Origin of the sequence: Streptosporangium sp. NPDC050284 (genome assembly GCF_044459525.1) — a bacterium.
Classification (GTDB): domain Bacteria; phylum Actinomycetota; class Actinomycetes; order Streptosporangiales; family Streptosporangiaceae; genus Streptosporangium.
In genome coordinates, this window is record NZ_JBITIZ010000004.1 from 262,079 (window position 1) to 281,866 (window position 19,788).

Consider the following 19,788-nt stretch of genomic DNA (forward strand, 5'->3'; position numbering starts at 1 on the left):
GGAGGCAGCCGTCGTGCACCGACGCCTTCCCACCTTCGCCCCGACCCCCCTGACCACCCGCACAACGGCCACAGCGAAGGAGAACCGGACGCTCTTTCCCGGGCCGATGTCCTCGCGAGCACCTCGCGGTGTGCGGTGGAACCCCACCGAGGTGACGCCCCTGCCCGTCATGGCCCCGCTGATCATCGTTTTCCTCTTCGCCCGGAAGGTCTTCATCGAGGGCGTCACGCTGACAGGAGTAAAAGGGTGAAACTCGCCGTTGTCGGAGGCGGTTCGACATACACGCCGGAGCTGATCGACGGTTTCGCACGGCTGCGCGACGAGCTGCCGCTGAGCGAGGTAGCGCTGGTCGATCCGGACACCCGGCGGCTGAAGTCGGTGTCCGGCATGGCGCGCCGGATGCTGGCGCGGGCCGGGCACCCGGCCACGGTCGTCGCGACCACCTCGGTCGAGGAGGGCGTCACCGGAGCGCACGCGGTCCTGCTGCAGTTGCGCGTCGGCGGCCAGGCGGCGCGCAACGTGGACGAGACGCTGCCGTTGGAATGCGGCTGCGTCGGCCAGGAGACGACCGGCGCCGGTGGGCTGGCCAAGGCGCTGCGCACGGTGCCGGTGGTGCTGGACATCGCGGAGAAGGTCAGAAGGCACGCGCCCGGCGCCTGGATCGTCGACTTCACCAATCCGGTCGGCATCGTCACCAGGGCGCTGCTGGAGGCAGGGCACCGGGCCATCGGCCTGTGCAACGTGGCCATCGGCTTCCAACGTCGCTTCGCCGCCACCCTGGGCGTGGCCCCCGCGAGGATCTCGCTGGGTCATGTCGGTCTGAACCACCTCACCTGGGAGCGGGCCGTCCACCTGGACGGGGTGGACGTGCTGCCCAAGCTGCTGGAGAGCCACGCCGAGGAGATCGGCGGGGACGTCGGCCTGCCCGCGGCGCTCATCCGCCGCCTGGGCGTGGTGCCCTCCTACTATCTGCGTTACTTCTACGAGCACGACCTGGTGGTGGAGGAGCAACGCACCAGACCGTCACGCGCGGCCGAGGTCGCGGCGATGGAGGCGACGCTGCTTGAGCTGTACGCCGACCCCGCCGTGGACACCAAGCCCGAACTGCTGGGCGAGCGCGGCGGGGCCTTCTACTCCGAGGCGGCGGTGGCGCTGATCGCCTCGCTGACCGGCGACCGCGGCGACACCCAGGTGGTCAACCTGCGCAACGACGGCACGTTGCCGTTCCTGCCCGACGAGGCGGTCATCGAGGTACCGGCCACGATCACCTCGGCGGGCGCGGCCGCACTGCCCGTCGACCCGGTGGAGCCCCTCTTCGCAGGGCTCATCGCCCACGTCACGGCGTACGAGACGCTGGCGCTGGAGGCCGCGCTGCACGGCGGCGAGGACCGCGTCGCCGACGCGCTGCTCGCCCACCCGCTGATCGGCCAGGCCTCGCTCTCCGGCGACCTGGCCAGGCGCCTGGTCGAGGCCAACCGCGGGCACCTGTCCTGGGCGACCGCGTGAGAACGGTCCTGGCGGTCGACGGCGGCAACAGCAAGACCGACGTCGCGCTGGTCGCGGAGGACGGCTCGGTCCTCGCCACCGGACGCGGCGGCGCCTTCCAGCCGCAGACCACGGGGGTGGGCGTCGCGATCGACGTGATCGGCGACACCGTGCGCTCCGCACTCGGCCCGGGCACGGTCACACCGTACGCCGACCACGTGGCCGCCTACGTGGCGGGCGCGGACCTGCCCGTCGAGGAGGAGGCTCTCCGCGCGGAGATCCTCTCCCGGGGGTACGGCAGGCGGGCGACCGTCGGCAACGACACCTTCGCTCTGCTGCGCGCCGGGGCCTCCGGGCCCGCGGGGGTGGCCGTGGTCTGCGGCGCCGGGGTGAACGCGGTGGCGGTCTCCTCCTCGGGGGAGGTGGCGAGATACCCCGCGCTGGGACGGATCACCGGCGACTGGGGTGGCGGTCTCGGCCTCGGCGAGGAGACACTCTGGCACGCCGTGCGCGCCGAGGACGGCCGGGGCCCGGCCAGCGCGCTGGCCGCCGCGGTCCGCGAGCACTTCGGCACCCGGACCGTCGAGGAGGTGTCCCTCGCCATCCACTTCGGCGAGTTGCCCTACGGCAGGCTGAACGAGCTGGTCCCGGCGCTGATGGCGGCCGCGAACCGGGGTGATGCGGTGGCCCGATCGCTGGTGACGCGGATGGCCGAGGAGGTGGTCGTGCTCGCGGTGGTCGCGATGCGACGCCTGGACCTGCTCTCCGTCCCCACGGAGGTGGTCCTGGGCGGAGGCGTCCTCACCGCCCGCGACCCGCTGATGAGCGAGCTGCTGGAGCGGGGCTTCGCCGAGCGCGCCCCGCAGGCCAAGCCGATCGTCTCCGACGTCGCCCCCGTCATGGGCGCCGCCCTGCTGGGCCTGGACGCCCTCGGCGCCACCGAGGAGGCCAGGGCCCGGCTGCGGGCCCACTTCCACACCCTGACATGACGCTCCCGGGCGGCCTGGCATGACGAGGTGACATCGCGCCGCGCACGGCCCACGTCTCCCGGCGCGGGCCGCCGTGTGCGGGAAGCCCGAACGCTCAGAGAGCAGGGGGGGTGTCCGGCGGAGGGGGAAGGAGGATGGCCGCCGCACTCTCGGCGAGCAGGGTGAGGAAGGCCCCGCCGAGGGCGTCGAACCCGGTGCACGCGTAGGCGGTGAGGACCCTGGTCACGGCGGGCCTCGGCCGAAGAACGCGGCCCTCGTACTGCCCGGGCACGATGTTGGCGGGGATGAGGGCGGGTCCGAGACCGGCGGCCGCGAGGGTCGGGGCAGACGCCGTCTGCTCGGTGCGCACCGCGATCCTGGGCTGGAACCCGGCCTCCGAGCAGGCGCGGTCCATGATGTCGGCCAGGCCGTTGCCGGGGGCGTAATGAACCCAGCGGCGGTCACGCAGGTCGCTCAGGTCCACCGAGGACGCCCCGTCGGACGCGAGTGGATCGCCGGAGGAGACGGCTACGACGAACTCCTCGATACCGAGCGCGCGCACCGGCCCCGCCCAGGACGCGGGCCGGGGACCGACCGCGAGGTCGGCCTGCCCGCTCGCCATCGCCTCCGCCAGTTCGTCTGCGTGGCGGTGCTCGAACAGCCTGACGTCGACCCCGGGATGGAGACCGCTCCAGGCGCGCAACGCGGCGGGCAACACGCCCAGGCTGACCGAGTAGACCGTCGCCAGTCTCAGCTCTCCCCCGGCCAGCCCGGTCGTCCGGTGTACGGCCGACAGGGCGCGATCCGCGTCGGCCAGGGCGGCCCGCGCGTGGGGGAGCATCGCGCGCCCGGCCGCCGTGAGGCGGACGGCCCTGGGGAGCCGTTCGAGCAGCGGGGCACCGACCGACCGCTCCAGCGCCCGGATCTGGTGTGACAGGGCCGGTTGCGTGACGTGGAGGATCTCGGCGGCCCGCGTGAAGGAGCCATGGTCGACGATGGCCGCCAGGTATTCGAGTTGCCGCAGGCTCAGCATGCATAAAAATTATCAGAGACACATAAATCATAACTTTGAATTATGTGACGCGAGCGTCGGGACGCCGCCGGATCACAACGGCTGCCATAAGTGATGTTCATGACCGCGACAAGAAACAAGCCTTGGACTCATGGAACGGGAGGCGTGCAGGATCGGATCGCACGGAACCGGCACGGGAGCGTGACCGCGTGCCTGCCCATCCGTACCGATCGGGAGAAGAACAATGAGCAGCCAACCCAAGGTCGCCCTCGTCGTCGGCGCCCAGGGGGTGATCGGCCGCAACCTGGTGGACCACCTCGCGACACTCGGCGACTGGGACGTGATCGGCCTGTCGCGCCGCGGCGGGGAGAGCACGGGACGGGTCCGCCACATACGGGTCGACCTGCTCGACCGGGACGACTGCGCCAAGAAGCTCGGCGAGCTCACCGAGGTGACCCACATCTTCTACGCCGCCTATCAGGATCGGCCGACCTGGGCCGAGCTCGTCCCGCCCAACCTCGCCATGCTCGTCAACGTCGTTGACGCGGTCGAACCGGTGGCGACAGGCCTGCGGCACGTCAGCCTCATGCAGGGATACAAGGTCTACGGCGCGCACCTGGGTCCCTTCAAGACCCCGGCCCGCGAGAGCGACCCGCACCACATGCCACCCGAGTTCAACGTCGACCAGCAGAACTTCCTGGAGGAGCGGCAGAAGGGCTCGGGATGGACGTGGACGGCGATCCGCCCGTCCGTGGTGTGCGGCTTCGCCCTCGGCAACCCGATGAACCTGGCCATGGTGCTCGCGGTGTACGGCGCGATCTCGAAGGAACTGGGCCTGCCCCTGCGCTTCCCGGGAAGACCGGGTGCCTACGACACACTGCTGGAGATGACCGACGCGGGACTGCTGGCCAGGGCGACCGTCTGGGCGGCGACCGACGAGCGCTGCGCCAACCAGGCGTTCAACGTCAACAACGGCGACCTCTTCCGCTGGAACGACATGTGGCCGAAGATCGCCAGGTTCTTCGACCTGGAGGTGGCACCTCCCCTGCCGATCTCGCTTGACGTCGTCATGGCCGACAAGGGACCGCTGTGGGAGGCCATGACCGAGAGGTACGGACTGGAACCGCACCCGTACGCGGAGGTGTCCTCCTGGGCCTTCGGCGACGCCGTGTTCTCCTGGGACTACGACTTCTTCGCCGACGGTTCCAAGGCCCGGCGTTTCGGCTTCCACGAGTACGTCGACACCGAGGCGATGTTCCTGGACATCCTCGGCGACCTCCGCCGTCGCAGGATCATCCCCTGAGGGTTCCGTTCCCGGAGCGGCCTGGCCAAGGCTCGATGGACTCGGCGACTCCGGCGTAGACGGTCAGCAGCAGGTCCCAGAAGCGGCCCACGTCGAGGGAGGTGCCGACCAGGGCGTTGGGAACGCGGCCCCGGAGGGCGAAGTCGGTCACGGTCATCCCGGCGGTGAAGCGGCCCGCCGTCTCGACGTCCACGACGGCGGGCTCGAGGGTGATGAGCGACGGATCGATCAGGTGGGCGATCGCGCAGGCGTCGTGGATCGCGGGGCCGCCCTCGGCGGTGATCATGCCGTAGAACCGCACGCACGGCAGGAGCAGATCGGTGCCGAGCCTGCCCATCGCCGCCATGCGCTCCGCCACCGCCTCCGTGGTCACGGCGCCGCGGCTCACGTCGAGACCGATCATGGTCACCGTCCAGCCCGCCCCGAAGACGATCGCGGCGGCCTCGGGGTCGGCGGCGATGTTGAACTCGGCCGCGGGAGAGAAGTTGCCCCTGGTGTAGGACCCGCCGAGGATCGTGAGCCCCCGCGCCCAGTTCACGACCGCGGGCTCCCTGAGTACGGCGAGCGCCACGTTGGTCAGCGGGCCGATCGCGACCAGGGTCACCTCGCCCGGGTCTGCCCTGAGCGTCTCGATGATGAAGTCGGCCGCGTGCCCGGCGGCCGGCGGGAGCGACGCCGCGGGCAGCAGCGCGTTCCCGAGGCCCGAACCCCCGTGCACGTCGGCCGCGTCCACCCGGGGGCGCAGGAGGGCGCCCGCGCTGCCCGCGACGACCGGCACCTCGCCGAACCCGAGGAACTCGCGGAGCCGCAGCGCGTTGTCGGTGGTCCTGGCCAGTTCGACGTTGCCGCCGACCGTGGTGATCCCCAGGATCTCCAGCTCAGGGCTCCCGTGGGCGAGGACGAGCGCCAGCGCGTCGTCGATTCCCGGGTCGCAGTCAATAATGATCTTTCTGGGAGGCACCCGTCCAGCTTGGATCAATTGCCTCACCTCGGCAAATCACGAACAACCTCCCAAAAGGGAGAGCGAGCCGGTCACCGTGCCCGGAAGAACCCCCGGCGGCCCCTCGCGAGCCCGCTCCTCACCCGAGAGGACGAGCCCGTCCGGGGCGACCTCTCCCCGGACCCGGCGGGAAAAGGTCAGGCGCGCTCCTCGGGCTTCCCCTCGTCCTGCCCCGCCGGCTCAGGGGTCCGATGCTCGTACGGCGTGCTGAGCACGACCGTCGTGCGGGTGGAGACGTTGGCGGCGGTGCGGATCTGGTTCAGCAGCTCCTCAAGCGCGATGGGCGAGGCCACCCGCACCTTGAGGATGTAGCTCTCGTCCCCGGCCACGCTGTGACAGGCCTCGACGGCGCTCAGGTGGGCCAGCCGCTCCGGTGCGTCGTCGGCGGCGGCCGGGTCGATCGGTTTGATGGAGACGAACGCGGTGAGCGGGAGCCCGATGGCGTCGTAGTCGACCAGCGCGGCGTACCCGCGCAGCACCCCGCGCTTCTCCAGCCGGCGCACCCGCTGGTGCACCGCCGACACCGAGAGCCCGGTCTCCCTGGCGAGATCGGTGAAGCTCATCCGGCCGTCCCCGGCCAGCAATGTGACGATACGACGGTCGATCTCCTCCATCCGGTAAACGGTAACGGCATTCGGGTCGGCGCGCGCCGTCCGTGTGTCACGGCACGGTCCCAACCGTGATCTCCGAAGAATCCTCCTGCCGCTCCGGCTCGACGGCCTCGGCGGGCAGCGTGATGATGAAGCGGGCGCCCTCGTCGTACTCGGTGTCCAGCCTGATCGTGCCGCCGTGCTGCTCCACGATCTTCCTGCAGAGCGCCAGGCCGATCCCCGTGCCCTCGTAGGCGTCCCGCTGGTGCAGCCGCTGGAAGATGATGAAGATCTTTTCGGCGAAGGTGGGCGAGATGCCGATGCCGTTGTCGGTGACGGTCATCCGTACATCCCCGTCGATCCGCTCGGACTCGATCGTGACCCGGGGCGCGCGGTCGGGATCGCGGAACTTCAGGGAGTTGCCGATCAGGTTCTGCCAGAGCATCACGAACTGGGTCCGGTCACCGACGACGGCGGGCAGCTCACCGACCTCGATCTCGGCCCCTGACTCCTCCACCGCCGCGGAGAGGTTGGACAGAGCCCTGTCGATCACGTCGTTCAGGTCCATCTCGACGGGCTCCCTGGTGATCCGGCCCACCCGGGAGAAGGTCAGCAGCTCGTTGATGAGCACCTGCATGCGCTTCGCGCCGTCCACGGCGAAGTCGATGTAGGTGTTGGCCCTCTCGTCGAGCTGGGAGGCGTACCGCTGCTGGAGCATCTGGCAGAAGGAGGCGATCTTCCGCAGCGGCTCCTGCAGGTCGTGTGAGGCCACGTAGGCGAACTGCTCCAGCTCCGCGTTGGAGCGCTTCAGCTCCTCGGCCTGGGCCGCGATCCGCAGCCGGGAGCCGCGTGCCTCCTCCAGCTCGTTGACGATACGCCCGCGCATCGCCTCCATGTCGTCGGCCAGCTCCGCGAGGTCGGCGGGGCCACCGGTGTCCACGTGGTGCGCGAAGTCCCCCATGGTGACCCTGCGGGAGGCCTCGCGCAGACGGGCCAGAGGGCCGAACACCGCGATTCTCAGCAGCACCGCCACCGTGATGATGGTGATCAGGAAAGCGGCCAGGATGCCGAAGAAGGTGGCGTCCCTGACCGAGTGGGCGGCCTCCAGATCGGCACGGGCCGACTGCCTCGCCTGGCCCCAGGCGGTGTTCTGGGCGTCGATCGCCTTTCTGACGGCGTCGAAGGAGCGCTTGCTCTCCTCCGACTGCTCGGCGCTGACGCTCTTCGGACTCTCGTCCCTGACCTTGGCGATCATCGGTTCCGCGTAGCGGGTCCGCCACTCGGCGGCCAGCCGTTCCACCTCCTGGAGCGCGAGCAGCGGTTCCGCGCCCGGCGCCAGCTGCCCGATCTGCGCCGACACGGCGAGCTCGTCGCGCCGCCCGTCCACGTACGGCTGCAGGAACTCCTCCTTGCCGGTGAGGACGAAGCCCCGCACCCCGGTCTCCTGGTTCAGCAGGGTCGCCTGCAGGCGTTCGGCCTGGATCCTGCCCACCGAGATGTGGTCGATCAGCCTGGTGGACGCGGCCGCCGCGTTCCGCAGGACCGTGGCACCGACGATCGCCGACAGCCCGAGCAACAGGGTCATGGCGAGCAGCACGACGTTGAACCACGTCTGCGCGCTCCATCGGCTCTTCCGAGATCCGCTCGGAGGTGTCTCGGTGGTCATGCGGCCTCTCACTTCACACGATGTCCGTCCCACCAGGGCGGTGGGCGACCGGTGGGGTGGACGAAAGATACCGGAACCGGGCGCCGACCACGCACATGATCCTCACCCGGGAATTGTGCCACCCCGTACCCGGCGGGACCGGATCGCACCGTACATTCGCAAAATGAGCAACCTGGAAACGGATCCGCGGGAGTCGGCCTGCGGCGGCCTCGCGGACGTGTCGGCGAGACCGGTGAACGAGCTGCTGACCGGCCGGGACGTGGTGCTGGGCGGGCCCCGGGCGATGAAGGTCACCAGGACCCTGCCGAACCGGGACGTCAGGATGATCGGCGCGTGGTGCTTCATCGACCACTACGGTCCCGAGCGGGCGACGATGCACGTCCCCCCGCACCCGCACACCGGCCTGCAGACCGTCAGCTGGCTCGTGGAGGGCGAGGTTCTGCACCGCGACAGCCTCGGCAGCGAGCAGCTGATCAGACCGGGCCAGCTCAACCTGATGACCGCCGGGCGGGCCATCTCCCACGCGGAGGAGTCTCCGGCCGAGGCCGTACTGCACGGGGTCCAGCTGTGGGTGGCGCTCCCCTCCGCCGCCCGCGAGACCGCCCCGGCCTTCGAGCACCACCCGGCGCTGCCCACGCTGACCGCGGCGTCGTCACCGGGCGTCACGGTGACCGTCATCATGGGCGAGCTGGGCGGTGTCACCTCCCCGGCGACGGTCCACACCCCGCTGGTCGGGGCGGAGATGACACTGGAGGCGGGCGCCGGGACCTCGGTCCCGCTCCGTCCCGGCTTCGAGTACGCCGTACTGGCCCTGTCCGGCACCATACGGGTCGGCGAGACGAATCTCGCCCCCGGCCCGCTGCTCTACCTGGGCAGCGGGCGCTCGGAGCTGACCGTGAGCGCCGAGGGGGCCGGGCGGCTGCTCCTCCTCGGCGGCGAGCCGTTCGAGGAGCGGATCGTCATGTGGTGGAACTTCGTCGGCCGCAGCCACGAGGAGATCGCCGGGTTCCGGCAGGAGTGGATGGAGGGCGAGGGGTTCGGCACGGTGCCCGGCACGGGAGCCGCCCCGCTGCCCGCCCCCGAGCTGCCCCTCACCCCCCTCAAGGCGCGCGGCCGCCGCCGCTGACCTCGCGTTTCGCACATCCCCCTGATCGACCTGGAACGACCGGAACGGACGACAAGGCCGGAAGCGGAAAAGCCGGGGAAAGGACCGGACGGGTCCGCACACGGAGGCGGCCCGCCCCGGACCCGCCGCGGTCCTGAAGACGTGACTCCGGCCGAGGGGTGCGAAGCTGGTACGACCGGCGTCGCCGGAGGCGGCGCGCGGTCGATGGGCCGGTTCTCTCTGGGAGGTAAGTCGTGTCGGACGAGTTCGACGTGGTGGTTGTGGGCGCGGGCCCCGCAGGCGAGAACGTCGCCGACCGCGCGGTCAAGGGAGGGCTGACCGCCGCGATCGTCGAGAGGAACCTGGCCGGGGGCGAGTGTTCCTACTGGGCGTGCATCCCCAGCAAGGCGCTGCTGCGCCCGGTGGAGCTGGCCGCCGAGGTCTCCCGGGTACCCGGCCTGACGCTGGGCCCGATCGACACCGCCGCCGTGCTCGCCCGGCGCGACGAGGCGGTGGCCCACCTCGACGACGGCGGCCAGGTCGAGTGGATCAAGAGCGTGCCGGCGGAGTTCGTCCGCGGGCACGGGCGGCTGGACGGTCCCAAACGGGTCGCGGTCACCGCGAAGGACGGCTCGGTCCGCACGCTGACCGCCCGGCGGGCGGTCGTGCTGGCCACCGGCAGCGGCGCGGCCGTCCCGCCGATTCCCGGCCTGGCGGAGGCCTCACCGTGGACGAGCCACGAGGTGACGGCCGCGAAGAGCGTTCCTGGACGGCTGGTCGTGCTGGGCGGCGGCGTGGTGGCCTGCGAGATGGCCCAGGCCATGCACGGGCTCGGCGCCCGGGAGACGACGGTGCTGGCGCGTGGCGGGCTGCTCGGCAGGATGGAGCCTTTCGCGGGTGAGCTGGTGGCCGAGTCGTTCGCCGAGGCCGGCATCACGGTGCGCACGGGCGTCCAGGTGACGAAGGTCGAGCGGCCCACGCCCGGGGGTCCCGTGACCGTCCACCTGTCCGAGGGCCCGCCCGTCGAGGGCGACGAGCTGCTCGTGGCCACCGGCAGGCGTCCGGCGACCGGCGACCTCGGCATGGAGACCATAGGTCTGGAGGCCGGGCGCTCGGTGGAGGTCGACGACAGCATGCGCGCGACCGGCGTCCCCGGCGACTGGCTGTACGCGGTGGGCGACGTCAACGGCCGCGCCCTGCTCACCCACATGGGCAAGTACCAGGCACGGGTGTGCGGCGACGTCATCGCGGCGCGGGCCAAGGGCGAAACCGACGACCTGCCGGGCCTGCGCGACGTGGCGGACGCGTACGGCGCGCCGCAGGTGGTCTTCACCGACCCGCAGGTGTGCTCGGTCGGCCGGACCGAGGCACAGGCCCGCGCCGAGGGGTTCGACGTCCGCACGGTCGAGTACGACCTGGGCAGGGTGTCGGGGGCCTATCTGCAGGGTGACGGCTACCGGGGCAGGGCCAAGGCCGTCGTGGACGAGCGGCGCCGCGTGCTGCTCGGGGTGACCTTCGCCGGTCCGGCGGTGGGCGAGATGCTGCACTCGGCGACGATCGCCGTCGTCGCCGAGGTGCCCCTCGAACGGCTCTGGCACGCGGTCCCGTCCTTCCCCACGGCCAGCGAGATCTGGCTGCGGCTGCTGGAGACCTACGGGCTCTGACACGGCGTCCCGGCCGGTAGCCGACACGCTTTCGGCTCGGACCGCCGCCGGGACCGTGCGGCCGGTCACCGGCGCGCGGACCTCTCCGACGTCGGAGAGGTCCGCTCCGCCCTAGACGACCACCAGCTCGCGAGGGCGGTGGTTGACCCGCTCGCCGCCCTCGTCGGTGCAGACGAGGATGTCCTCGATGCGGGCGCCGTGGGCTCCCGGCAGGTAGATGCCCGGCTCGACGGAGAAGGCGAAGCCGGGCGCCAGCGGCTCGGCGTTGCCCGTGACGATGTAGGGCTCCTCGTGGGTCTCCAGGCCGATGCCGTGACCGGTGCGGTGGATGAAGTAGTCGCCGTAGCCCTCGGCCGTGATCACCTCTCGCGCGGCGGCGTCGACCGCCTCGCACGGCACCCCGGGGCGCACGGCGTCGCAGGCGGCCTGCTGGGCCCGCCTGAGCACCTCGTAGTACTTCAGGAAGCCCGCCGGAGGCTCGCCGATGGCGTAGACGCGCGTGGAGTCCGAGCAGTAGCCGTCGGGCATCTGGCCCCCGATGTCGACCACGATCGGCTCGCGCTCCTGCACGACGCGGTCCGACAGCTCGTGGTGCGGGCTGGCACCGTTGGGCCCTGAGCCGACGATGACGAAGTCGACGGTGGAGTGACCGGTCGCGATGATCGCCTCGGTGATGTCCCGGCCGATCTCGCGCTCGGTCCTGCCGGCCCGCAGGAAACCGGGCACCTGGGCGTGGACGGCGTCGATGGCGGCCCCCGCCCTGCGCAGCGCCGCCACCTCGGCCGGGGTCTTGCGCATCCTCAGCCCGCGCAGGACGGTCCCGGCGAGCACCTGCTCGGCGCCGGGGATCGCGTCGCGCAGGCGCAGCGACTGCATCGCCCACATCCGGTCGGCGAGACCGACCTTGCGGACCGCGCCCAGCCGCCGGCCGACGACCGCGTACGGGTCGTCGGTCTCGTCCCACGGGACGAACTCGACGCCGAGCCGCGACGCCGGTGAGCGCTCGGCCGCCGGCAGCTCCAGTCGGGGCACCATCAGGAACGCCTCGCCCTCGGCCGGCAGCACCAGGCAGGTGAGCCGCTCCAGCGGCAGCGCCTCGTACCCGGTCACGTAGCGAAGGTCGGGGCCTGGCGTGAGCAGCAGCGCGTCGAGCCCGGCGGTGGCGGTCGCCTCGCGGACGGCGGCCAGGCGGGTCACGGGATAGAGGTCAGAGGGCTCCGTCGTCACGCCGACCAATCTAATCCCCGGCGGAACGGCGACGCATCCGGGCCCGGCCCCGGAACCGAAACTCAGGGAAAGGAAGGCACGAGAGCAGCCTCACCACTACAATCTGTTGAAGTACGATCACACTTTGTTGGCAAAGTATCCATAAAGCCACACATCGAGAGCGAGCTACATGGTCGGCGTAGTGGGCGGCCACCAGCCACCCCTCCACCCACGAAACGACCAGGTGACCGGTCCGGCCTCATCGACCGCCGCTGAGACGGCACAGCGGTCACGTGGTGAAGCGGACGAGCACATGGCCGTTGAGCGACACCTCCTCACCGCACGCCTGGCACACGCGGAGCGCATGGGTGAGATGGGCTGGGCCGAGTGGGATCTCCAGACCGGAGGGTCCACCTGGTCCGATCAGGCGTACACCATATTCGGCCGCGCTCCCGGCGACGGCCCGATCCACCTGCGTGACCTGATCGGTCACGTCGAGGCGGCCGACCGGCCCGACCTCGACCGGCTGCTGTGGTCCGTCGTGCACCGGGCCCAGGCCGGGGAGGCCGAGTTCCGCATCCGCCGCCGCGGTGAGCTGCGCCACCTGCGCGTCGCGCTCGACCCCGTCGTGAGCGACGGGCATCTCAGCGTGCACGGCGTCGTCCAGGACATCACCGGCCGCCGCCGCGCCGAGCGGATCATGTCGGAGTCGCGCAGCAAGCTGCTGCGGATCCGCGAGCAGGTCGCGGAGGAGCACGACATGAGCGTGACCCTGCGCGAGGCGATCATGCCGGGTCTGGGAGACAGCATCGACCTGCCGCACGCGCGCATCGCGGTCCGCTACGTCGCGGCCGGGGTCGACCCCGGCCTGGGCGGCGACTGGTACGACGCCGTTCCCCTCGCCGACGGCAGGGTACTGCTCGCCATCGGCGACGTGTCCGGACACGGGATGCCCGCGATCTCCCAGATGGCCCAGCTGCGCCACGCCCTGATCGGCCTCGCGATGACCGGCCGCTCCCCCGCCAGGCTGCTCGCCTGGCTCAACGACCTCGTGCTGCACCGGATGCCCGAGACGACGGCGACCGCGGTCGTCGGCCATCTCGACCCGGACACCAGGACGTTCACCTGGGGGCAGGCGGGGCACCCCGCGCCGATCCTGGTCCGTGAGGGGACGGCCACCCAGCTCGACTCGCCCGCCGGGGTGCTGCTGGGCGCCACCCCTGACGAACCGTACGAGACGGCCGGGGTCGAGCTGCGGGAGGGTGACCTCCTGCTGCTGTTCACCGACGGGCTGGTGGAGCGGCGCACCCGCGACATCGACGAAGGGCTCGCGCTGACCATGGAGGCCGCGGCCCTGCTGAGAGGAGACCCGGACAACGGGCTCGACCGGCTCATCGAAGTGATCGGCGGCCCCAACCCCGAGGACGACACCTGCGTTCTGGCAATCGGAGTGCTCGGCTGATTGGTTAAATGGTCGCCATGCCCGGCCTGATGCTCCTTGACACCCCCTCGCTGTACTACCGCGCCTTCTACGGCATCCCCGAGTCGATGACCGCCCCCGACGGGATGCCCGTCAACGCGGTGCGCGGCGTCATCGACATGATCGCCATGCTGGTCCGGCGGCACTCCCCCACCGAGCTCGTCGCCTGCATGGACGCCGACTGGCGCCCGGCCTTCCGGGTGGCGGCCATCCCGACGTACAAAACCCACCGGGTCGTCGAGGACGGTGCCGAGGAGACTCCCGACACACTCGCCCCACAGGTGCCGGTGATCGAGCGGGTGCTCGGCGCGGTGGGCATCGCCCTCGTCGGCGTGCCCGGCTACGAGGCCGACGACGTGATGGGCACGTTCACCGCGCGCGCGAGCGGCCAGGTCGACGTCGTCACCGGCGACCGCGACCTGTTCCAGCTGGTCGACGACTCCCGGCCGGTCCGGGTCCTCTACACCGCGAGGGGGGTCAAGAACCTCCAGCTGGTCGACGAGGCCGCCGTCACCGAGAAATACGGTGTCCCGGGCCGCTCATACGCCGACTTCGCCACCCTGCGCGGCGACCCCAGCGACGGTCTGCCGGGCGTGCCGGGGGTGGGCGACAAGACCGCCGCGGCCCTGATCACCCGGTTCGGCTCGCTGGAGGCGCTGCTGCGGGCCCTCGACGGGGGCGAGGGAGGCGATGACCTGACCGCCGGGCAGCGCGCCAGGCTGTCGGCGGCCCGCGACTACCTGCGGGTGGCCCCCGAGGTGGTCCGGGTCGCCCGCGACGTCCCCCTTCCCGAGGCGGACATCGCGCTTCCCGCCAAGCCCCGTGACCCGGAGGCCCTCGCGGCCCTGAGCGAGCGCTACGGTCTGTCCGGGCCGCTGGAGCGCCTGACCTCGGCGCTCTGACGGCTCATCCCCCGCCTTCCCGGTCTCCCGCCTCCGACCTGCTCTTCCGCCGTGCCGATCACCGCTGTCCCGACCGGCCGGTGAGGAGTCCGCCGCGAGCCGGTAGGTTGCTCCCTGTGCCTCACAAGAGCATCCTGGTGCCCGAAGGGTCCCATCCACGGCTCGGCGACGGTTTCGAGCGGATCCGCCGTGAGATGAAACTGCCCGACGGATTCCCCCGGGCGGTGATCGACGAGGCCGAGTGGGTCGCCGAGGTGCCCGCCCTGCCCCGGCTCGACCGTACCGACCTGCCCCTGATCACCATCGACCCTCCGGGCGCGATGGACCTCGACCAGGCCGTGCACCTGGAGGAGCGGTCCGGCGGCTACCGCGTCTGGTACGCCATCGCCGACGTCGGGGCGTTCGTCAGGCCCGGTGGGGCGATCGACGCCGAGGCCCGCCTCCGCGGCGAGACGGTCTACATGCCCGACGGGCGCGTACCGCTGCATCCGCCCGTCCTGTCCGAGGGCGCCGCCAGCCTGCTGCCGGGTGTGACCCGGCCCGCCGCGCTGTGGTGCGTCGACCTGGACGCCGAGGGCCTGATCGTGGGCGCGGACGTGAGCAGGGCACTGGTACGCAGCCGCGAGCGGCTCGACTACGACTACGCGCAGGCCGCGGTCGACACCGGCACCGCCGACGGCACTCTTCGGCTGCTGGCCGAGATCGGCCGGCTCAGGCTCGCCCAGGAGCGGGCCAGGGGCGGCGTGACGCTGCCCACCCCCGACCAGGAGGTCGTCCCGGAGAAGAACGGCTACCGGGTCGAGTTTCGCGCCCCTCTGGCCGCCGAGGCGTGGAACGCACAACTCTCGCTGCTGACGGGCATGGCCGCCGCCTCCATGATGCTGGACGCCGAGATCGGCCTGCTGCGGGTGCTGCCGCCCGCCCCCGTCGAAAGGATCACCCAGGTCCGCCGGGTGGCCGCCGCTCTGGGCGTGCCCTGGCCCGAGGGCGCCGGGTACGGCGACGTCGTCCACTCCCTCGACCCGAGGATCCCCGAGCAGGCCGCGTTCCTGCAGGAGTCGACGGTGCTGCTGCGCGGCGCCGGATACGTCGCCTTCAACGGCGAGCCGCCCGCGCAGGCGGAGCACGCCGCCGTGGGGGCACCGTACGCGCACGTGACCGCTCCGCTGCGCCGCCTCATCGACCGCTACGCCACGGAGATCTGCCTGGCCATCGCGGCGGGCGAGCCGGTGCCCCAGGAGATCCAGAGGACCATGGGCGAACTGCCGGAGATCATGAATGCCACCGGGCGCCGCGCGGGCGGCGTCGAGCGGGCGTGCGTGGACCTGGTGGAGGCCTTCGTCCTGCGCGAACGGGTGGGCCAGACGTTCGACGCCGTGGTGATCGACGTGGCCGAGGACCGGCCATGGGGTCAGGTGCAGGTCACCGACCCCGCGGTGGTGGCCCGCTGCGACGGCGAGGGGCTCCCGCTGGGGGAGGCCGTACGCGTGCGGCTGACGCGCGCCGACCCGGCCACCCGCGAGGTCCGCTTCAGTCTGACCTGACCCGTTCCCGGACCGGCCCGAGATTCCGCGAAGCTCTCCGCCGAGCCTCCGCGACCGGGTTTCCGGCCGCGTAGGCCCGCCGGAGAGGGAGGAAACAGGCCGGAGGCAGGAGCTCAGGTCAGGGACGAGTAGGCCACCACCCCGCGCCGCAGGGCGTCCATCGACTTGCCCGCGGTCTGCTTCACCTTGCTCCCCGCCGGGGCCGCGTCGGAGATCTGGCCGAGGAGGTCGAGCAGCTGCTTGGTCCAGCGGACGAAGTCTCCCGCGGCCAGTTCCGCGCCGGCCACACCGTCACGGAGCACGGCGTCCAGGCTGTGGCCCTTGGCCCAGCGGAAGGCCGCCCAGGCGAAGCCGAAGTCGGGCTCCCTGATGAACGACAGGCCGTGATCGCTCTCGATCGACTCCAGCTCACCCCACAGGCGCACCATGTCCGCCAGCGTCTTCTGAGCCGCTCCCGCGGGAATCCTGGGCTGGCGGGCGTCGTCGGCCTGCCGCGACTCGAAGACCAGTGACGACACGCACGCGGCCAGCTCGGCCGGGTCCAGGTTGTTCCAGAGCCCCGCGCGCAGGCACTCGGCGGTCAGCAGGTCCAGCTCGGTGTAGAGCTGGGCCAGGCGGCGGCCCTCCGCGGTGACGCTCTCGCCGTCGAGGTAGCCGAGCTGGTCGAGCACCCCGCAGACCTTGTCGAAGGTGCGGGCGATGACATGGGAGCGGCCCTCGACCCTGCGGCGCAGGCCCTCGGTCTCGCGGAGCAGCTTGTAGTAGCGCTCGGCCCAGCGGGCGTGGTCCTCGCGCTCGTCACACCCGTGGCAGGGATGCCGGCGGATCTCCGTGCGCAGCCGGTTGATCTCGTCGTCCTCCGCGGCGTGGTCGCGTGCCCTCACGGGCTTGCCGAAGTCACGGTCGCCGATCTTGGCGTGCACGGAGGAGACCAGGTTGGCCCGTTCCTTGGGCGAGCGGGCGTTGAAGTTCTTCGGGATGCGCAGGTGCTCGACCGGCTCGACCGGGACGGGGAAGTCGGCCGGTGACAGCTTCTTGACCTGCTTGCCGATGGTCAGCACCAGGGGTGAGGGCCCCTCTCCCCTGGAGTTGAGGCCGGGGTCGAGGACGACGGCCAGACCGGCCCTGCGCCCGCCGGGCACCCTGATGATGTCACCGGGTTTGAGCGCCTCCAGCGAGCGCAACGCCTGCGTCCTGCGGGCCGCGCCGCGCCGGCGCGACAGCTCGGCCTCCCGGTCGGACAGGGCCCTGCGCATCGCGGCGTACTCCTCGAAGTCGCCCAGGTGGCAGGTCATCGCCTGGCGGTAACCCTCCAGGGCCTCCTCCGCGCGACGCACCTGCTTGGCGATGCCCACCACGGCCCGGTCGGCCTGGAACTGCGCGAACGAGGACTCCAGGAGGGTCCTGGCCCGCTCCCTGCCCACCTGGCCGACGAGGTTGACGGCCATGTTGTAGGAGGGACGGAAGCTGGAGCGCAGCGGGTAGGTGCGGGTGCTGGCCAGGCCGGCGACCTGGAGCGGGTCGGTGCCCGGCTGCCACTGGACGACCGCGTGGCCCTCCACGTCGATGCCTCGGCGCCCGGCCCGTCCGGTGAGCTGGGTGTACTCGCCGGGGGTGAGGTCGGCGTGGGTCTCGCCGTTCCACTTGTCGAGTTTCTCGATCACCACGGAGCGGGCGGGCATGTTGATGCCCAGCGCGAGCGTCTCGGTGGCGAACACGGCCTTGACCAGACCTCGGGTGAACAGCTCCTCGACGACCTCCTTGAAGGTGGGGAGCATCCCCGCGTGGTGGGCGGCCAGGCCGCGCTCCAGGGCGTCGCGCCACTCCAGGTAGCCGAGCACCCCCAGGTCCTCGTCGGGCAGGTGCGCGGTGCGCTCGTCGACGATCTGCCGGATCTCGTGACGCTCGGCGTCGGTGGTGAGCCGGATACCGTCGTGCAGGCACTGCATGACGGCGGCGTCGCAGCCCGCCCTGGAGAAGATGAACGTGATCGCGGGCAGCAGGGCGTCGGCGTCCAGGCGCTCGATCGCCGCGGCACGGTCCGGCGGGCCGTTCCTGCGAGGCCGCGAGTAGCTGCGGCGCCCCCTGCCGTACGCCTGGCGCTCCTCGTCCTTGGCGATGCGCAGGAGGTTGGGGTTGATCTGCGGGCGCCGGTCGTCGTCTCCGGTGACGAACAGGTCGTAGAGGCGGCTGCCGACGAGCATGTGCTGCCAGAGCGGGACCGGGCGGTGCTCGTCGACGATGACGCTGGTGTCGCCGCGGACCTCGCCCATCCACTCGCCGAACTCCTCGGCGTTGCTGACCGTGGCCGACAGGGCGACCAGGCGCACCGACTCGGGCAGGTGGATGATCACTTCCTCCCAGACCGCGCCGCGGAACCGGTCGGCGAGGTAGTGGACCTCGTCCATGACCACGAAACCGAGCCCCGCCAGGGTGGAGGACCCGGCGTAGAGCATGTTGCGCAGCACCTCGGTCGTCATGACGACGATGGGGGCCTCGCCGTTGACGCTGTTGTCACCGGTGAGCAGGCCCACCTTGTCGATGCCGTATCGCTTGACCAGGTCGTTGTACTTCTGGTTGGACAGCGCCTTGATCGGGGTGGTGTAGAAGCACTTGCGGCCCTCTCGCAGGGCGAGGTGCACCGCGAACTCGCCCACGACGGTCTTGCCCGAGCCGGTGGGCGCCGCCACGAGGACCCCGTCACCGGCCTCCAGCGCCCGGCAGGCGTCGAGCTGGAAGTCGTCCAGCTCGAAGTCGTAAAGACCTCGGAACGAGGTCAGCGCCGGCCCGCTCTCAGCCTGGCTCTGACGGAAGGCAGCGTATCGTTCCGCTGGGGTCGTCATGGCTCCAGCCTACCGATATCGGGATTCCGGCCCGTCCCCCTTCTCCCCGGATCCCGTCGATCGCGAGGGCCGCCCCGGCGGGCCGTCCGGGCGGCGCCGGACGGACCGCCGACGTACGCCGGCGACCCTAGACGAGGACCGCCAGCGCGCCGGGGACGATCTCGCATGTCAGCGGGGTGGGGCCGACCCGCTCGCCGTCGGCGTAGGCGATCACTCCCGGGGCCTCCAGGGTCACCCGGCGGGCGCGGAGCATGGTGACGGCGGGATGGGCGCCGTGGGAGCCCCGGTAGACGCGGGGGAAGGTGCGCAGGAACTCCATCTTGGGGATGGCCCCGAGGATCGTCACGTCCAGCAGGCCGTCGTCGGGGATCGCGCCGGGACACACGCGCATGCCCGCGCCGTAGGAACGGGTGTTGCCGACCGCGACAAGCATCGCCTCACGCTCGACGATCTCATCGTCCAGGCCGATCCTGAACGGGATGGGCCGAAAGGAGCGCAGCTCCTCGGCGAGGGCGACGAGGTATCTGGCCATACCCGGCGGCCAGGTCATGCTGTTGGCCCGCTCGTTGACCCGGGAGTCGAAGCCACAGGCCAGCACCCCGGCGAACCACTCGTCCTCGCCCGCCTTCACGGCGTCGACCGTGCGCACCCGCCCGCGCAACACGGTGTCGGCCGCGGCGAGCGGCGCCTTCAGCGGGATGCCGAGCGCGGCGGCGATGTCGTTGCCCGTGCCCACGGGGATGACGCCCAGCGGCACGCCGCTGCCCGCGACCGCCTGGACGGCGAGGTGGACCAGGCCGTCGCCGCCGAAGGCCACCAGCGCCTCCGGCTCCTCGGCGACGGCCGTGCAGGCGCGTTCCAGTGCGTCGGAGGCGGACTCTCCGAGGATCACCGAGACCTCGCGCCCGCCCTGCCGCAGGCGGTCGAGCACCGGGGAGAGCAGCCCCCGCGAACGGCCGCCGCGGGCGGCGGGATTGACGAGGACTGCGATCTCTGCGGGCACAGACCGGAACTTATCCG

General features: G+C 71.6%; 16 protein-coding genes. 9 read left to right on the forward strand and 7 right to left on the reverse strand.

Annotated elements, in window-relative coordinates:
- Nucleotides 1–13: 13 nt before the first annotated feature.
- Genes ACIBH4_RS12155 through ACIBH4_RS12165 form a run of 3 tightly spaced genes read left to right on the forward strand, consistent with a single transcriptional unit; the run spans nucleotide 14 to nucleotide 2,474 of the window.
- A complete protein-coding gene (locus ACIBH4_RS12155; protein WP_362767099.1) occupies nucleotides 14–250 on the forward strand; it encodes a hypothetical protein in 237 nt (78 codons plus the stop codon).
- Nucleotides 247–1,506, forward strand: coding sequence for a 6-phospho-beta-glucosidase (locus tag ACIBH4_RS12160; protein ID WP_362515984.1), 1,260 nt, complete (start codon nucleotides 247–249; stop codon nucleotides 1,504–1,506). The genes ACIBH4_RS12155 and ACIBH4_RS12160 overlap by 4 nt, the downstream gene beginning before the upstream one ends.
- A complete protein-coding gene (locus tag ACIBH4_RS12165) occupies nucleotides 1,503–2,474 on the forward strand; it encodes a BadF/BadG/BcrA/BcrD ATPase family protein (protein WP_362767096.1) in 972 nt (323 codons plus the stop codon). Before ACIBH4_RS12160 ends, ACIBH4_RS12165 begins: the two co-directional genes overlap by 4 nt.
- A gap of 94 nt (nucleotides 2,475–2,568) precedes the next feature.
- On the opposite strand, the gene ACIBH4_RS12170 is transcribed toward ACIBH4_RS12165, so the two are convergent.
- Nucleotides 2,569–3,486, reverse strand: coding sequence for a LysR family transcriptional regulator (locus tag ACIBH4_RS12170; protein WP_362515980.1), 918 nt, complete (start codon nucleotides 3,484–3,486; stop codon nucleotides 2,569–2,571).
- A 223-nt stretch (nucleotides 3,487–3,709) separates the two neighbouring features.
- Between ACIBH4_RS12170 and ACIBH4_RS12175 the strand changes: the two genes are divergently transcribed.
- Nucleotides 3,710–4,768, forward strand: a complete 1,059-nt coding sequence (locus tag ACIBH4_RS12175) for an SDR family oxidoreductase (RefSeq protein ID WP_362515978.1) — start codon at nucleotides 3,710–3,712, stop codon at nucleotides 4,766–4,768.
- Here the strand turns inward: ACIBH4_RS12175 and ACIBH4_RS12180 are convergent.
- The 3 genes from ACIBH4_RS12180 to ACIBH4_RS12190 form a co-directional block, all read right to left on the reverse strand.
- On the reverse strand, nucleotides 4,758–5,729 hold the full coding sequence (locus ACIBH4_RS12180; protein WP_362515975.1) for a nucleoside hydrolase: 972 nt from the start codon (nucleotides 5,727–5,729) through the stop codon (nucleotides 4,758–4,760). The two genes, ACIBH4_RS12175 and ACIBH4_RS12180, sit on opposite strands and share 11 nt — an antisense overlap.
- Nucleotides 5,730–5,905: 176 nt before the next feature.
- Nucleotides 5,906–6,382 carry an Lrp/AsnC family transcriptional regulator gene (locus ACIBH4_RS12185; RefSeq protein WP_362515973.1) on the reverse strand — a complete coding sequence of 159 codons (477 nt, stop codon included), beginning with the start codon at nucleotides 6,380–6,382 and terminating at the stop codon, nucleotides 5,906–5,908.
- Nucleotides 6,383–6,428: 46 nt separating this feature from the next.
- Nucleotides 6,429–8,024 (reverse strand): ATP-binding protein, encoded by a 1,596-nt coding sequence (locus tag ACIBH4_RS12190; protein WP_362767093.1) that lies wholly within the window; start codon nucleotides 8,022–8,024, stop codon nucleotides 6,429–6,431.
- Nucleotides 8,025–8,187: 163 nt separating this feature from the next.
- Here ACIBH4_RS12190 and ACIBH4_RS12195 point away from each other — a divergent pair, with 163 nt between their 5' ends.
- Both ACIBH4_RS12195 and ACIBH4_RS12200 read left to right on the forward strand, forming a co-directional pair.
- Nucleotides 8,188–9,150: a pirin family protein gene (locus tag ACIBH4_RS12195; RefSeq protein ID WP_362767091.1), complete on the forward strand. Its 963-nt coding sequence runs from the start codon at nucleotides 8,188–8,190 to the stop codon at nucleotides 9,148–9,150.
- Between the two features lie 233 nt (nucleotides 9,151–9,383).
- Nucleotides 9,384–10,793: an NAD(P)/FAD-dependent oxidoreductase gene (locus ACIBH4_RS12200; RefSeq protein ID WP_362515964.1), complete on the forward strand. Its 1,410-nt coding sequence runs from the start codon at nucleotides 9,384–9,386 to the stop codon at nucleotides 10,791–10,793.
- 111 nt (nucleotides 10,794–10,904) lie between these two features.
- Here ACIBH4_RS12200 and ACIBH4_RS12205 read toward each other — a convergent pair whose 3' ends face one another.
- Nucleotides 10,905–12,020 (reverse strand): Xaa-Pro peptidase family protein, encoded by a 1,116-nt coding sequence (locus ACIBH4_RS12205; RefSeq protein WP_362515961.1) that lies wholly within the window; start codon nucleotides 12,018–12,020, stop codon nucleotides 10,905–10,907.
- Nucleotides 12,021–12,312: 292 nt separating this feature from the next.
- Between ACIBH4_RS12205 and ACIBH4_RS12210 the strand changes: the two genes are divergently transcribed.
- The 3 genes from ACIBH4_RS12210 to ACIBH4_RS12220 all read left to right on the forward strand — a co-directional run bounded on the left by ACIBH4_RS12210 (nucleotide 12,313) and on the right by ACIBH4_RS12220 (nucleotide 15,925).
- Nucleotides 12,313–13,461, forward strand: a complete 1,149-nt coding sequence (locus ACIBH4_RS12210) for a SpoIIE family protein phosphatase (RefSeq protein ID WP_362515959.1) — start codon at nucleotides 12,313–12,315, stop codon at nucleotides 13,459–13,461.
- 17 nt (nucleotides 13,462–13,478) lie between these two features.
- Entirely contained in the window at nucleotides 13,479–14,381 is a 903-nt protein-coding gene (locus ACIBH4_RS12215) for a 5'-3' exonuclease H3TH domain-containing protein (RefSeq protein WP_362515957.1), read from the forward strand.
- A 116-nt stretch (nucleotides 14,382–14,497) separates the two neighbouring features.
- Nucleotides 14,498–15,925, forward strand: a complete 1,428-nt coding sequence (locus ACIBH4_RS12220) for an RNB domain-containing ribonuclease (protein ID WP_362515954.1) — start codon at nucleotides 14,498–14,500, stop codon at nucleotides 15,923–15,925.
- A gap of 113 nt (nucleotides 15,926–16,038) precedes the next feature.
- Here the strand turns inward: ACIBH4_RS12220 and ACIBH4_RS12225 are convergent, their stop codons facing one another.
- Both ACIBH4_RS12225 and ACIBH4_RS12230 read right to left on the reverse strand, forming a co-directional pair.
- Entirely contained in the window at nucleotides 16,039–18,768 is a 2,730-nt protein-coding gene (locus tag ACIBH4_RS12225) for a DEAD/DEAH box helicase (RefSeq protein ID WP_362767088.1), read from the reverse strand.
- Between the two features lie 127 nt (nucleotides 18,769–18,895).
- Nucleotides 18,896–19,771 carry a YegS/Rv2252/BmrU family lipid kinase gene (locus tag ACIBH4_RS12230; protein ID WP_362515949.1) on the reverse strand — a complete coding sequence of 292 codons (876 nt, stop codon included), beginning with the start codon at nucleotides 19,769–19,771 and terminating at the stop codon, nucleotides 18,896–18,898.
- Nucleotides 19,772–19,788 lie beyond the last annotated feature (17 nt).

What these genes read in the sequence shown, in the direction of transcription:
- ACIBH4_RS12170 (WP_362515980.1), bottom strand. Translation starts at nt 3,486, where the DNA reads ATGCTGAGCCTGCGGCAACTCGAATACCTGGCGGCCATCGTCGACCAT.
- ACIBH4_RS12175 (WP_362515978.1), top strand. Translation starts at nt 3,710, where the DNA reads ATGAGCAGCCAACCCAAGGTCGCCCTCGTCGTCGGCGCCCAGGGGGTG.
- ACIBH4_RS12185 (WP_362515973.1), bottom strand. Translation starts at nt 6,382, where the DNA reads ATGGAGGAGATCGACCGTCGTATCGTCACATTGCTGGCCGGGGACGGC.
- ACIBH4_RS12190 (WP_362767093.1), bottom strand. Translation starts at nt 8,024, where the DNA reads ATGACCACCGAGACACCTCCGAGCGGATCTCGGAAGAGCCGATGGAGC.
- ACIBH4_RS12195 (WP_362767091.1), top strand. Translation starts at nt 8,188, where the DNA reads ATGAGCAACCTGGAAACGGATCCGCGGGAGTCGGCCTGCGGCGGCCTC.
- ACIBH4_RS12210 (WP_362515959.1), top strand. Translation starts at nt 12,313, where the DNA reads ATGGCCGTTGAGCGACACCTCCTCACCGCACGCCTGGCACACGCGGAG.
- ACIBH4_RS12215 (WP_362515957.1), top strand. Translation starts at nt 13,479, where the DNA reads ATGCCCGGCCTGATGCTCCTTGACACCCCCTCGCTGTACTACCGCGCC.
- ACIBH4_RS12225 (WP_362767088.1), bottom strand. Translation starts at nt 18,768, where the DNA reads ATGACGACCCCAGCGGAACGATACGCTGCCTTCCGTCAGAGCCAGGCT.